At 45.2% G+C, this 13,364-nt stretch carries 12 protein-coding genes; 7 read left to right on the plus strand and 5 right to left on the minus strand.

The annotated features are described in order from the left end of the window. Positions 1-13: 13 nt before the first annotated feature. The gene (locus tag PG915_RS21090; protein WP_353498957.1) at positions 14-757 is read right to left on the minus strand and encodes a dienelactone hydrolase family protein; all 744 of its coding nucleotides are present in this window, start codon (positions 755-757) and stop codon (positions 14-16) included. A 187-nt stretch (positions 758-944) separates the two neighbouring features. On the opposite strand from PG915_RS21090, the gene PG915_RS21095 reads away from it, so the two are divergent. Further along, positions 945-2,081, plus strand: coding sequence for a BamA/TamA family outer membrane protein (locus PG915_RS21095; RefSeq protein ID WP_353498958.1), 1,137 nt, complete (start codon positions 945-947; stop codon positions 2,079-2,081). Positions 2,082-2,147: 66 nt separating this feature from the next. Here the strand turns inward: PG915_RS21095 and dcuC are convergent, their stop codons facing one another. Then, on the minus strand, positions 2,148-3,515 hold the full coding sequence (gene dcuC, locus PG915_RS21100) for an anaerobic C4-dicarboxylate transporter DcuC (RefSeq protein WP_353498959.1): 1,368 nt from the start codon (positions 3,513-3,515) through the stop codon (positions 2,148-2,150). A 411-nt stretch (positions 3,516-3,926) separates the two neighbouring features. Between dcuC and PG915_RS21105 the strand changes: the two genes are divergently transcribed. The 3 genes from PG915_RS21105 (at position 3,927) to PG915_RS21115 (ending at position 7,222) form a co-directional block, all read left to right on the plus strand. Beyond that, positions 3,927-4,823 (plus strand): LysR family transcriptional regulator, encoded by an 897-nt coding sequence (locus PG915_RS21105; protein WP_353498960.1) that lies wholly within the window; start codon positions 3,927-3,929, stop codon positions 4,821-4,823. Positions 4,824-4,929: 106 nt separating this feature from the next. After that, positions 4,930-6,333, plus strand: coding sequence for a sensor domain-containing diguanylate cyclase (locus tag PG915_RS21110; protein WP_353498961.1), 1,404 nt, complete (start codon positions 4,930-4,932; stop codon positions 6,331-6,333). Continuing rightward, a complete protein-coding gene (locus tag PG915_RS21115) occupies positions 6,326-7,222 on the plus strand; it encodes a LysR family transcriptional regulator (RefSeq protein ID WP_353498962.1) in 897 nt (298 codons plus the stop codon). Before PG915_RS21110 ends, PG915_RS21115 begins: the two co-directional genes overlap by 8 nt. A 37-nt stretch (positions 7,223-7,259) precedes the next feature. Here the strand turns inward: PG915_RS21115 and PG915_RS21120 are convergent, their stop codons facing one another. Then, positions 7,260-7,961, minus strand: coding sequence for a response regulator transcription factor (locus PG915_RS21120; protein WP_353498963.1), 702 nt, complete (start codon positions 7,959-7,961; stop codon positions 7,260-7,262). Between the two features lie 434 nt (positions 7,962-8,395). Between PG915_RS21120 and PG915_RS21125 the strand changes: the two genes are divergently transcribed. Continuing rightward, positions 8,396-8,530, plus strand: coding sequence for a hypothetical protein (locus PG915_RS21125; RefSeq protein WP_353498964.1), 135 nt, complete (start codon positions 8,396-8,398; stop codon positions 8,528-8,530). 99 nt (positions 8,531-8,629) lie between these two features. Here PG915_RS21125 and PG915_RS21130 read toward each other — a convergent pair whose 3' ends face one another. Continuing rightward, complete coding sequence (locus PG915_RS21130) at positions 8,630-9,247, minus strand: glutaredoxin family protein (protein ID WP_353498965.1); 618 nt, start codon at positions 9,245-9,247, stop codon at positions 8,630-8,632. A gap of 74 nt (positions 9,248-9,321) precedes the next feature. After that, positions 9,322-10,206: a DMT family transporter gene (locus tag PG915_RS21135; RefSeq protein ID WP_353498966.1), complete on the minus strand. Its 885-nt coding sequence runs from the start codon at positions 10,204-10,206 to the stop codon at positions 9,322-9,324. A gap of 269 nt (positions 10,207-10,475) precedes the next feature. Here PG915_RS21135 and yfcC point away from each other — a divergent pair, with 269 nt between their 5' ends. Beyond that, positions 10,476-11,951, plus strand: coding sequence for a putative basic amino acid antiporter YfcC (gene yfcC / locus PG915_RS21140; protein ID WP_353500182.1), 1,476 nt, complete (start codon positions 10,476-10,478; stop codon positions 11,949-11,951). A 67-nt stretch (positions 11,952-12,018) separates the two neighbouring features. Continuing rightward, positions 12,019-13,017, plus strand: coding sequence for a succinylglutamate desuccinylase/aspartoacylase family protein (locus PG915_RS21145; RefSeq protein ID WP_353500183.1), 999 nt, complete (start codon positions 12,019-12,021; stop codon positions 13,015-13,017). The last annotated feature ends 347 nt before the right edge of the window (positions 13,018-13,364 follow it).

Consider the following 13,364-nt stretch of genomic DNA (forward strand, 5'->3'; position numbering starts at 1 on the left):
TCTAGCGGTTTGCTTAGCTTCCTGTGGTCTCTTTCAAGAAAGTAGAGAAGGCAGTCCATGATTTCTTATCCGCATCTTCTCGATAACGGTCAGAGCCAAACACAGTGAATGCGTGAGGTGCTCCGCTGTAGGTTATCATTTCGTGGTTTACGCCATTTTCTTCAAGCTCAACCGCAAGTCCAGCGAACTCAGACATAGGAATGGCTGAATCAGCGGTGCCATGGAGCACCATAATTGGCGCTTTTGTTTGGGCGTAGCTTTGGCCTTCTGGTGTTTTTAGTCCTCCATGAAAGGTCACAAAGCCGCGAACAGGCATGCCGGCTCTCGCTGACTCTAACGTAGCTGCACCTCCAAAGCAGTAGCCCATCACCACAGTGTTATCGAGATTGCCGCCGAGCTTGCCAGCTTCTGCTAGCCCAGCATTCATCAATGCTTGTAACTTGGCGCGATCTTTATACAGTTCACCGGTATGCTGACGTTTATCTTCGACCTTTGTCGGCCTTACATCTTGCCCAAAGAGGTCAACAGCAAAGACGTTGTAGCCCATTTCATTGAGCATTTCCGCGCGCTTTTCTTCGTATTCGGTTAAGCCATCCCAATCATGTACTAGGAGTACTAACGGCGCGGTGTTGTTTACTTTTGCCCAGTAGCCTTCATACGACTGGCCATTTAGTTCATAAATGACGTGCTCACCAGCGATCGCTGTTGGAGCTAGGATAGCCGCGCACAGTGTTAGTCCTTTAAGTGTCGTTTTCATTGTTGTCCCTTCTGTCTGACTTTGTCACCAAAAGCTTAGTACGGGAAAGATAAACATGAGGATGTATGTATATGAATTTTTTGCCAGAGTTTTATCGATTATTTGCTAACCTCCCCAAGACATGGCTTAGATCTTAGGGATAACTTGTATGTATACTAGAGGTTCTATCGATACAGGGATGTTGTAAATGGTTCACCGTGAGTTCAGTTTTAAAGCTACTCCTAGTAAGTCTCTTGTGTTGGCATTAACGTTGGCGCTGAGTACTTTTCCCGCCTGGTCGGCCGAGTATAAAGACCACGTTGATGACAAGAAGTCTAAAGTGGATAGCACCAGTAAAAGTAATGAAGAAAAGCAGGGTTTCATTGCGTTGCCGATTCCAATGTCAAATCCCACCCTAGGAACAGGTGTTCAACTGGTAGGGCTGTATATGCATGCCAAAGAGCCAGACTCTAAGGCGCACAACGATACGTCGGGTATCGTCGGCATGTACACGTCGACAGAGAGCTGGTTGATTGGTGCGTTCCATGATGGCGCGTTAAAAGATGATTCAGTGCGCTATACCGGTGGCATCTTTCATGGCGATCTAAAGCTTAAGTATTACGGAGACGGAAACGATCCTATTTTTGCGGATGATCCGCTTAAGTATGACATGACAATGAGTGGTGTCATGCTCAGAGCCTTGTTCCAAGTTGCTGGGTCGCATTGGTACATTGGCCCTCAATATAACTACATGCAAACCGACATTTCGTTCCGAGAACTTAACGATTTTTGGCCGGGAACCGAGCAAGTGAAGTCGGCTGGACTTGGCGCGGTTGTTCACTACGACACGCGTGATGACAACTACTATCCGACAGAAGGTTGGTACACTCAGTTTAGCTATATGGATTATGGCCAAAACTGGGGAGGTGATGGTGATTACAACATTGGTAAGCTGTCGACGAGTAACTACTGGAGCGTCAGAAATGACCTAGTGTTTGCCTCAAAACTGACCGCAATGACCAGCGGAGGTGATGTGCCTTTCTATGAAAAACCGACGCTACAAATGCGTGGCTTTAACCATGGTCGCTATCGAAATGACAACATTGTTCAGGCGCAGTTTGAGGGGCGTTGGACATTTATGCCACGTTTTGGCGCGGTTGGCTTTGTGGGACTTGGGAAAACGGCAGAAGCGGAACAAGATATCTTACGTCAAAGTACGGTTGTCACGAAAGGTATAGGCCTTAGGTGGCAACCAGTAGAGCAGAAGAAGATGAACATTCGACTCGATATAGCGCGCGGGCCAGAAGAAAGTACGTTGCACTTATCGGTTGGTGAGGCGTTTTAAACAAGGGGAGCTTAGTTAGCTCCCCTTGTTTTGATGAAGCTGTGTTTTGACGACGCTATGTTTTAATTAAGCGCTCATTGGTACAAGAACCAGTGTACCAATGATGACAGTGACAAGGCCAGCGATGACTGGAACAGACGTACGTTTGACAACTTCAAACGGAGAAATCTGCGCCATACCCGATGTTGCAACAATAACGCCAGATACTGGTGAAATGGTGCGACCTAAGTTCGATGCTTGCAGCATTGGAATGATAAGGAATGCTGGGTTTAGTCCCATCTTAGCGGCCAAAGATGGCGCAAGCTCAACGAAGGCATAGAACGGTGCGTTACCAGAGCCTGTTGCGATTGCGGCTGCGACCGTTAATCCGGTTAGGATAAGCATTAGAGCGATACCGCCAGCACCCGCTTTGTCGGCCAAGTGAAGCAAATTATCAATTGCGCCAATTGACATCAAACCTTGTGCGAACACGCCTGCGGCAACCAATAGCATTACCACACCTTTAAACGCGTCGGCCATGCCTTGATAGCAAGACTCTAGGTCTTCTAAGGTCTTCTTACCGTTGAAACGCTTAACCATAAAGTCAATCACAGCACCTAGGAAGATCGACCCAACAACAATGGTATAGATATCCAATGACAGCCCCGGAATTGTACGGCCATTGAAGAGGAAAACACCAATGATTGGTAAGAACGGTAGAATGCAGTAGAACGCCGGAGCGTCTACCTTGATTTCTGAAACGTCAACACGCTCCATTGGCGTATTTTCTTTTTTGTCCAAGTACTTATTCCAGAAAAATGCCGCTGCTGCCATAACAATTATCGCGCAGATAGAAACGGGTAACACCGTTTGCACCGCGAACACATCCAAAGCCAAACCAGACTTTTCTGCTGCAATCACAACGTCTCCAGATGTTGGAGAAAGAATAATTGCTGCAGGTGAAGCACAGACAGCCACTGCTGCTGGGCGAGAAATACCCATTGCCGTCATCATTGGGAACAAAGTAGCCATCAATAGCACACCAAGCCCAGTAGCCGAGCTAACGGCCAGTGACATCAGACAGGCTACGATGTACGCCGCAACCAACAAAACATATGGAGAGGTAATGAAAGACAGTGGCCTAGAGAACTGTTTTACCACCACGTTGTTAGCGCCGATATGCGTCATGTAAGAGGCAAAACCACACAGCAGCATGATCTGCATACCTAGGCCGCCGCCACGATACTGAAGCATGTATTTCACATACTCTAGCGAATCCGTCACCATGTTGCCTGTTGATGTCAGTTTCGCTGGCAACACAGTGTGACCTAATACACCGGTCAAAAGCAGTAATAAAATACCGGCGGTAAGCAACACACCTGCTGGCTTGTAGCCTTTAACGATAAAGTAGCCAACGGTGATGGTCACCACTAAGCCGATCATCAGTTCTAACATAAATCTCCCCTGATACTGTTAAAATACATGTCTATTTATTTCTAAATGTGTCAATGACTCTACCTTTTAATAGCCTGTGGCACGACACTAATACGCCATATTGCTGATCTAGAACAAACATTATCTATCGGTGATAACAGGGTGTTTAATATTGGTTAATCGGCAGGTGGGTAGATGTAAATATTGTATTTTCGGTAAGCTATGATTGTTTTAACTGAATCACTTTTGGCTATTTATTGTGCGAAGTGTAAATATTGCGCTGAAAACTTACATTTGGTACTGAATGCGTCAAAAGCACTCTTGAAAAGGTTGAGCACACAACAAACATGTCAACGTTGAGGTGCAATGCAAGTGTTGCAATTCGTGGGATTGTAGACAAAATAAACCTACCACTCACAAAGGTGCGAAGCCATGTATCACTCTTCCATTAATCTTCTCGATGTTCGAGCGTTCGTCCTTGTTGCGAACTTGGGGAACTTCACTAAGGCTGCAGAAGCATTGGGCGTATCACGTTCTCATGTCTCTAGACAAATACAGTCACTGGAAAAGCAGATGGGTGTAAGCTTGATCATTCGCACTACACGTTCAATGAAACTGACCACGGCCGGAAGGGCGTTTCTAGCCTCGTGTGACCAAGCATTAAATAGTATCGATAAAGCCGTACATACTGCGGTTGATGATATTGAGACGATTCGCGGAAACATCAAAATTAATTGTGTAGGCGGTTATATTGGCGAGGAGATGGTTTCGGAGTTCATTGCTGCCTTTTTACAGGCTCATCCTGATGTGACCGTTGAACTCGACTTTTCGAGTCACCGTGTTGATCTCTTAGAGGAAGAGTTTGATTTAGCGATTCGAATGGGAGAATTAGCTGATGCCAGCTATGTCGCGCGCAAGCTCACCACGATTGAAATGCAAACACTGGCTAGTCCAAGCTACTTAGCAAACTCTGCGCCTGTCACGCACCCTAAACATCTAAAATCTCACCGCTGCATCACGGGTTCCGTAACTAAGTGGCGTTTTGAGCATATAGAAACTAAAGAGTCCGTTGAAGTGCCTATTGAAGGTGTATTGAGTTGCAAAAATGGCAGAGTGCTTATAAATGCTGCGAAAAAAGGGCTTGGCCTTATCCGGGTGCCGCGGATTTACTGTGAGAGAGAAATTGAGCAGGGGCAACTGGTTTCTGTCTTTACCGACTGGCAAGTTAGCGATGTTCCTTTGTCGATCATTTACCACAAAGACAAGTATCAACCCAATCGGATCAGAGCATGTATTAGCCACCTAATTAGTGCGTTTGGTAATAGCTAATATATTAGGAATAACCGTTATTACCTAAAAGCTGACTTGTTGATTATCAAACAATATTGTCTGATAATTGCGCGCTTTCACTTTCTCAAGGTTCACGATTAATTGCATGCACTCTCACGCAAAAAAATACACATTTATCTTAGCTAGAGCGCTGATACTGTCGGTATTGTTATATGGGGTTGCCATTTATCACAGTACCGACAACTTGGTGGAAAATGAGCAAGCAAAGTTTCGCCTTCTCACAAAAACAGTACAAGATTATAAATCTACCCTGTACATCATGGGGGTGATGTTTGAAGCTCAAGTCGAGGCGAATCGCGGTAAATTCGTGGACGAAAGGTCGTTTGATCGTGGCAAGATCTATTACTATGATGACAATAAAACACTGACTCACAATGAAAAAGTGATCAGTGCGACGGCTGAAAAAATGTTTGGGAGCATGCCAGAAATGGTCAGCGTGCCGTCTTATTCACTTTACTATCGCTCCTACGAGGGACAAAAGCTGCTATCAGCTAAGTCGTTCGATATTCCCGCCAATGTTGTTAAATCAGCGTTTTCGGAAAAATCGTGTCTCGCGACATCAAACTGTGCGTATTTTGTGTCGCCAGAAGATTTATCAAACCGACTCGTTGTGTCTGATGTGCATCAGGACAAGGTGACCGGACAACCTACGATTACGTTGTCGAGTCCTGTTTATGATGGAATGACGATGATTGGTGATGTTAATGTTGATATCTATCTGAACTATTTTGGTTTTATCTCCAATAAAACCTTTGTCTCTGCTAAAGATGGCGACAAGCGTCAGGTCATTATTGAAAACCTACGTTACCCACTAAAAAAGCACGCGTTTGCTAAACATTTTGTTGTTGATGACTACTTTGAGTTTGTTTATCTCATTCCTTTTAGCAAGCTCGTCATTGATACCAGTTGGTTACTCCTCCTTCTTGTGGCGATCTTATTTTATATCTTTGTAAAGCTAGAAGAACTCCACGTTAAGCGCGAGCGGCTAAAGTTGGCAGAAATTGCCATCAGTCGCGATGAGTTAACCGGGATCTACAATCGTACTATTCTCAAAGACAGTGCACTTAAATACATCAAGGAAAAGCAAGGGTTGTCGGTTATCGTCATTGATGGAGATGGCTTAAAGACGATTAACGATACCTACGGGCACCATGTTGGAGATGAGGCTATCATTCACATAGCGACATGTATGACGGATAACTTTAGAGACAGTGATTATTTGATACGAAGTGGTGGTGATGAGTTCTTGGTGCTGTTGCCTGGCTGCAGTGAGCAAACTGCGTATCAGTTGGCAGATAGGCTAGCGAGTGATATTGAATCTACGCCTTTCGGTAAGCAGTCACTGACTATGACCATCAGCTTTGGCGTAAGCCAAATTCAGCGAGGTGATAATTTACAGGCCGCGATTCAACGCGCTGACAATCTATTGTATCGAGATAAGCGCAGCAAAGCGCGAACGGTTGAACAGACGAGTACGCAACATGCATAAAGAGCACGATTATAACTTACTGAAGGTATTGGTACTCATTTATGAGCATCGTAATCTAACCACGGCGGCGGCAAAGTTAGGTAAAACAGAAAGTGCGGTTAGTAAGCATTTGGCGAAGCTTCGTGAACAGCTTGGTGACCCGCTGTTTATTCGCCGTAGTTCAGGCTTAGAGCCTACACATTATCTCGAGCGAATAATGCCTGGCATACAGCGCGGTTTGCGCTCGGTTGAAAATGCTCTCAAGCAAGGTGAGGTGTTTGATGCAACTCAATATGAACATCCGATTGTTATTGCCTTAGACAACACTTCCATTGAGCGTTTTGCCCTTCCTATACTCTCTGCTCTTAGAGCGGAGTTTGGTAATTCGTTAATTGAGTTGATCACATGGCGACGTGATACTTATCAGCGTATTCTTGATGAAAAAGTGCAACTGGGTATTCAGATGTTTAACGAAGATTGTTCCAAGTCTTTGTATCAAAGCGCTTTGTTCAATGTCGAGATGGGAGCCTTAGTAGGCGAGCAAAGTGATCTCCACCAATGGCAAGATGTGTTTGACAACCCATGTATCTTTTTTGAGGTTCGGGGCTGGAATGAAACAAACCATCGTCTGATCAGACAAATGGCGCAGTACGATCTTTCTTTCGATTATAAAACCAAGCTTGATAATTTTTCATTGGCGATGTCGCTAGTTCGTCGGGAAAACACTTCGGTGGTGTTGGCAAAGCATCTTGCTTCGAGAGAAGGTGTTCGATATATACCGTTTCCAGAGCGCATGCAGACTTATGCACCGGTTGTCTCTTGTATTAAACAGAGTGATAGGCAAAACCCGTTACATCAAAAGCTACATAGTGTGATTAAGCTGGCGGTATTGAGTTCTTTAGGGGAGTAACTTGGCGTCCTTGCCAAGAAGTAAGCGGTTTAGAAAATTATAAGACTGCTTCTGCAACTGGAAGAGGAGTCATCGCTGGCGCAGTGTCATGATTCGCCGCTGTACCACTGATAGCGACACCCACAGTAGGCTGAGTTTGTACTACATCTTGTGTATGCAGTAGCTCAACAATGGAATTAGCCTCATATTTGTCCAGTATTCGTGATTTGTAAGTGCTGATCGTTTTTGCACTCAACGACAGGAATTCTGATATTTGTTTGTTAGTGTAGCCTTTCTTCAAGTAGTTAAAGACCACAGTTTCTCGCTGCGACAACACAATGTTACGGCTGCGTTGTTTGTAATCCGTCTTGAACAAGTTATATCCACGCATCACGCCCGCAATGGCATCGCGAATCAACGCAGTATCTTCCGTTTTGCTAATGTAACCATTGGCGCCTAGTTTATACGCGGTTTCTGAATATACAGGGTAGCCATAACTTGAAACGAAAATCGCTTTGCCTTTATAGCCTGCAGTATAGGCACGGCGCATTAACTCGAAACCATCGGCCTCTGCTAGGTTAACATCGAGAATGATCAGTTCGATATTGCCAGTTTTAACCAGGTTCAGAGCAGTTTGAATGCTGTCTGTTTGGTGCACCAAGTTCATGTCATCAATACTGGTTACGATCTTGGCAATCGACTCCCTAACGATAGGGTAGTTATCAATGATGAGACAATCTTTGCTGTTTGGATAGAGCATTAACTTAACCTTGCAAAACAAGTGAATAACAAAAAATGAGCATTGAGAAGGGCGCATCCACGTTGCTTGTAGGTGTCGCCAGCATAGGCTGCGACAGATTTAATTCATGGCTCAAATTAACTTGTTCAAAAGTATATGAAACAATTGAATGAAAGTCTGGAAAGACAGAAATTCCAAAATGGAATAGTGTCAGAACTCTCAAAGGCTAATTAGAGATCAGAACCTTGCTTGGTGGCAATTCCGATTTTTTGTCGTGTTAAGAACAAAGTTTGTTTGACAGGATTAATGTTCCATAAGAGGGCTCGAATATTGGGTTTTCGCTATTTTTTGGAAATTTAGTACGAAAAAGTGTGATATGCCTCTTGTTTTATTCTCTCTTAGGTATAAAATTACAATTAGTTGAAAGTTAATTACATATCTATCGGAGAACGATCATGAGCTACGAACTAGGTTCAGCGTATGTTGGTCAATTGGCAGCAAAGAAAATGATGGATGACATGCTTTATGGAAAAGCACAGCCGAAGAAAAAGTCTTTCGTTAAACGAATGATGAAAAAACTGGCTAAATAATGGATTGAAAAAAAGAAGGCTCGCACATTGCGAGCCTTCTTTTTTATCTGAAGCTATGAATCGATATCTTGAAAACGCCTGAACAGCAATTCTTCTAGCTTAAGAGGCATTCTTCTCACTAAAATCAACGACGTTATCAGGCGCTTTTGCTGGGGTGCGACTTTCAAGCCACGTCTTTAAGTTGTCTGCTCCGCCGATATACTCACCCTCGAGCCAGATTTGCGGCACTGTTACCGGCGTCTTGAGGCCAATATGTGCTTTTACTTCCGGTATCATTCGATATAGTGCAGCGCTGTCCTTGACCACATCATGATAGGTATAAGGAATACCCGCGTCGTCGAGTAGCTTTTTGGCTTTAACGCAGTAAGGACAAGTGGCCTTTCCGTAAACGATATTGCCTTGTAATGTGTCGCGTTTCGTCCACTCTTGAATCACCGACTGAACCAATACGCCGCGATTCAATGCCTCCCCTTGGCTAACGACTTTGCCTTCGACCATTAAAATCGGAGCATGCCAAGAACCTGCTTTTAACGGCTCCCACCAATGTGATAGCCAGTCTTTTACTTCTAGTTCAATTGGAATACCGTCAAGTTCATTGGCAAAGGTGTCGGTCAGTATGTCTTTGGTTAAGGTGCACTCACCGCACGGAATGTTAACTTTGAATGGTCCCCAGCTTCCAGCCCAGCGGTATAAAGTCAGTTTAATTGGTTGTGCCATGTTCTTTGCCTCTTAATTCTTCCATTTAATAGAGTAGAACCTTGAATACGGGTTTTCATTTCAATCAGCGCAAATTATTTTTTGTCGCGTTTGGATGTTTCCCAGTGGGTAATAAAGGCAACCGATGCGATGATGATGGCCGCGCCAAGCCATAACCTTCCTGGTGGTGCCCAGCCAAATACTATCCAACCCGCGAGAACGTTCATTGGCAGCTTCGCATGGTCAAAGGGCTGGACAAATGATGCGTCTGCGACCGAATACGCTTTAACGATTGCCCATTGTGCTAGGGCTGTTAAAGCACCAGCACCAACAAGTAAAGCCCACACCCAGCCTGTTGTTGGTAACGACCATTCTGGAAGCGCCAGAAATAGGTTAAATGGTGTGATGAGCAGCAGTAAGTACACGACCATAGTTGATGGAGAATCATCCGAAGATAAGTGTTTGACCATCAATGAATAACACGCCCAGAAGAATGCCGCACCAATGGGCAACAGTGTCGCCCAGCTAAAGTCGTCAGCCCAAGGTTCTAGAATAATCATCGCACCGATAAAACCAAACAGCGTCGCCAGCCAACGTGCTGGTCCCACTTTTTCTTTGAGTAGTAGTCCTGAGCCCAAGGTGGCAAAGAGAGGCGATGTCATAAGTAGTGCGATGCCTTGCCAAATAGGTACCGGATAGGCTAGCGCCCACATCCAGAGCTGGATCCCGACGACAGAGAGAAAAACTCGAAACAGATGTTTGGAGAAGTGCTGAGTTTTTAATGAGCGCCTAAATCCAAGTGATGTCAGATAAGGCAGAATCACGAAGAATGCGATCGCATATTGAATAAGCGCCACCATGGTTGATGGCATACTATGGCGAATACTGACCACTTGGGCAATGTTGTTAACTAAGGCAAAGGCTGCACCGGCAGCTAGCATCCAAAGTGCGCCACGAATAGGGTGGTGATGTGAGCTCATAAATAGTTTTGGTAGTTTTTTCCGCATGTTACTACGAATGTTAATCACGACCAAGCGAGAGAGAGTATCAAAGAAGGGGTAGGGGTAGGCAAATCCAGTGCGATAGATCAATTTAATCTCCGAATGTTCAAATGATGTCCAGTCAGATATTGATTTTTTATGCTGAATAAAGGATATTTATGCCAAATTTTATGCTTAACCCTCACGTAATTATGAATACTCATACTGAAGCGTCATCAAACGTGTCACAAGGGACGAAAACCTGGCAAATGCCAGATACCCTTATTCTTATCTTTATCGTCGGCATCCTGGCTACATTGCTAACTTACTTTGTCCCAGCTGGTCATTTTGACAGCCAGGAAGTGACTTACCTTGTTGACGGTGCAGAAAAAACGCGCACCGTTATCGACCCACATTCTTTTGAATACGCAACCGATGAAAATGGTGACTTGGTATACAAGTCAGTCGGACTGTTTGCTTCAGGTGGCGGTATCGGCCTAATGAACTTTGCCTTTGAAGGTTTAGTTTCTGGCTCGAAATGGGGTTCCGCGATTGGTGTGATCATGTTCATGCTGGTCATCGGCGGTGCGTTTGGTATTGTGATGCGCACAGGCACAATCGATAACGGTATTTTACGACTGATCGATAAAACCAAAGGCAGCGAAGCGCTGTTCATTCCCGTATTGTTTGGCCTATTTTCTCTGGGCGGTGCAGTCTTTGGTATGGGTGAAGAGGCGGTGGCATTTGCTATTATTATTGCCCCGTTGATGGTTCGTTTAGGTTATGACGGTATTACGACGGTCATGGTGACTTACGTAGCGACGCAAATTGGTTTTGCAACGTCATGGATGAACCCATTTTCTGTTGCGGTTGCACAGGGGATTGCGGGTATTCCAGTGCTGTCAGGGATGACTATGCGTATGGTTATGTGGGCAGTGTTTACCGTTATTGGTATTGTGTTCACTATGGTTTATGCCTCTCGCATTAAAGCGAATCCAGAGCTCTCATACAGCCGCCGTACTGATGTTTACTTTAGAAAGCAAGCTGATACGGTTAAAGAATCTCGTTGGAACTTAGGCGATACGCTGGTACTTCTTACAGTAGTTGCAACGACAGTATGGGTAGTATGGGGCGTGGTGATGCACGCTTGGTACATCCCTGAGATCGCTTCTCAGTTCTTTACTATGGGTTTTGTAGCCGGTCTTATTGGTGTGTTATTCCGCTTGAACGGCATGACCCTAAATGACATGGCTGATGCTTTCAAAGAGGGCGCAAGCATTATGCTTGCACCAGCGTTACTTGTTGGTTGTGCTAAGGGTGTACTGCTAATTTTAGGTGGCGGTACTACTGATGAGTCTAGCGTTCTAAACTCTATTCTTAACAGTGCTGGTGGCATGATTAGCGGTCTACCTGATGTTGCCGCTGCTTGGTTAATGTACGCATTCCAGTCGGTATTTAATTTCTTCGTGACCTCAGGTTCTGGCCAAGCTGCACTAACAATGCCGCTGCTGGCACCTTTAGCAGATATTGCCGGTGTGACACGTCAAGTTGCGGTACTGGCATTCCAGCTTGGTGATGGCTTTACTAACGTTATCGTACCAACATCAGCATCCTTGATGGCAACGCTTGGTGTGTGTCGTATTGATTGGGGTGACTGGGCAAAATTCTGTTGGCGCTTTATACTGCTGCTATTCGTTTTAGCAAGTTTTGTGGTTATCGGTGCGCACCTCGCTGGGTTCGCGTAATACCTAGATACTTGAAGGTTTAAAAAAGCGGGCTTTGTCCCGCTTTGTTTTTTTATTGGGCGAAATGATGGAACAACAAACTCAGCAACACATCAAACCAACTTATCCAACCATCACATCACTTGATGTCGATACGCTTCCTTCCGGTGAGCACCGGTTTTGGTTTCAAGTTTCCACCAACGCAATGGGCGTGGGTATTCAGCTGCCCGTTATCGTCATAAAGGGCGAAAAACCGGGCGCTAAGTTTATGATCACCGCTGGTGTGCATGGTGATGAGCTCAATGGTATTTTGACGGCTCATAAACTTGCTAGAAAACTGGAAGGCAATGTGGATGCGGGCGTCGTTACGATCGTGCCTTCTGTGAATATTCCTGGCATTTTAAGTCACAGCCGTGATTTCAGCTCGTCTGATCCGGACGCGTCACCCGCCAACCTCAATCGCTTCTTTCCTGGCAAAGTCGATGGTGATGCGGCAAATCAATATCTCTATCGTCTTTGGAATCAACTGCTGAAGCCCAATGCTGAGTTTGCCATTGATTTGCATACTCAAACCCGAGGCGCTACGTATCCTCTTTATGTGTTTGCTGACTTTAGGCTAGATCCTGCGCTGGAGATGGCTCGCTCGATAAAACCAGACGTAATTCTTAACGATCCGGGCGACGCAGGTGTACTTGAAACGGTATGGAACAGCTCAGGTGTGCCGAGCATTACTATTGAAGTAGGGATGGGTAAGATCACTCAGCCTGAGCTCATTGAGCGCACGGTTGACGGCGTTCGACAAATATTGACCCGTCATGGTTTGATGAAAGGAAGTGCGCCTGAAGTGCTGCCTTGCGCAGTAGAGGGGCAGAGCATTACTACAGTGCGAGCACGTCAAGGTGGGTTTGTTATCCCTCAGGTTGAGCTATTACAGCAAGTGGAAGCTGACCAGCTTATAGCCACGCAGTATGACGCTTTTGGGCAGGTACTCGACCAATATTATGCACCTCATGCTGGTACGGTTCTTAGTTACAATGTAGATAGCCTACGTGATCCGGGCGCTTTGGTTGTTCGTTTGATCCAGTAGTCATAAGCGCGATAGCCAAAATCAGGACAAAAAAAACCTCCCCTAGTTTCGCTCAGGGGAGGCAAATAGTGACCACTTATGAAGTCCCTTCTGCCTAGAGTGTGTTTATCAAGTCACTTTCTCCCTCTAAAAAAGCAACCCGACTAACACCGAGACCGATAAGTGCAAATGCTGCCAGCATTTGTCTCTACTACTAAAGCAGTAGTCGTGCCAAGTGTGTTTAAGTTTTTAACGTATTGATTTTGTGTGACTTTAACTGTTATGGAATTGATAGGTCATCTTGAGGAAGGGCGTAGGCTGGTGCATTTGCACTAAAATAGGGAAGGCTGAGCGAGATGCTCAGCCTT

It is taken from the genome of Vibrio sp. CB1-14 (assembly GCF_040412085.2).
In the GTDB taxonomy this organism is placed as follows: Bacteria; Pseudomonadota; Gammaproteobacteria; order Enterobacterales; family Vibrionaceae; genus Vibrio; species Vibrio chaetopteri.

Coding starts and splice junctions, on each gene's coding strand:
- PG915_RS21090 (WP_353498957.1), bottom strand. CDS start 757: ATGAAAACGACACTTAAAGGACTAACACTGTGCGCGGCTATCCTAGCT.
- PG915_RS21130 (WP_353498965.1), bottom strand. CDS start 9,247: ATGGCACAACCAATTAAACTGACTTTATACCGCTGGGCTGGAAGCTGG.
- PG915_RS21135 (WP_353498966.1), bottom strand. CDS start 10,206: ATGAGCTCACATCACCACCCTATTCGTGGCGCACTTTGGATGCTAGCT.
- PG915_RS21110 (WP_353498961.1), top strand. CDS start 4,930: ATGCACTCTCACGCAAAAAAATACACATTTATCTTAGCTAGAGCGCTG.
- PG915_RS21145 (WP_353500183.1), top strand. CDS start 12,019: ATGGAACAACAAACTCAGCAACACATCAAACCAACTTATCCAACCATC.
- PG915_RS21125 (WP_353498964.1), top strand. CDS start 8,396: ATGAGCTACGAACTAGGTTCAGCGTATGTTGGTCAATTGGCAGCAAAG.
- PG915_RS21105 (WP_353498960.1), top strand. CDS start 3,927: ATGTATCACTCTTCCATTAATCTTCTCGATGTTCGAGCGTTCGTCCTT.
- PG915_RS21120 (WP_353498963.1), bottom strand. CDS start 7,961: ATGCTCTATCCAAACAGCAAAGATTGTCTCATCATTGATAACTACCCT.
- yfcC (WP_353500182.1), top strand. CDS start 10,476: ATGCCAGATACCCTTATTCTTATCTTTATCGTCGGCATCCTGGCTACA.
- PG915_RS21095 (WP_353498958.1), top strand. CDS start 945: ATGGTTCACCGTGAGTTCAGTTTTAAAGCTACTCCTAGTAAGTCTCTT.
- dcuC (WP_353498959.1), bottom strand. CDS start 3,515: ATGTTAGAACTGATGATCGGCTTAGTGGTGACCATCACCGTTGGCTAC.
- PG915_RS21115 (WP_353498962.1), top strand. CDS start 6,326: ATGCATAAAGAGCACGATTATAACTTACTGAAGGTATTGGTACTCATT.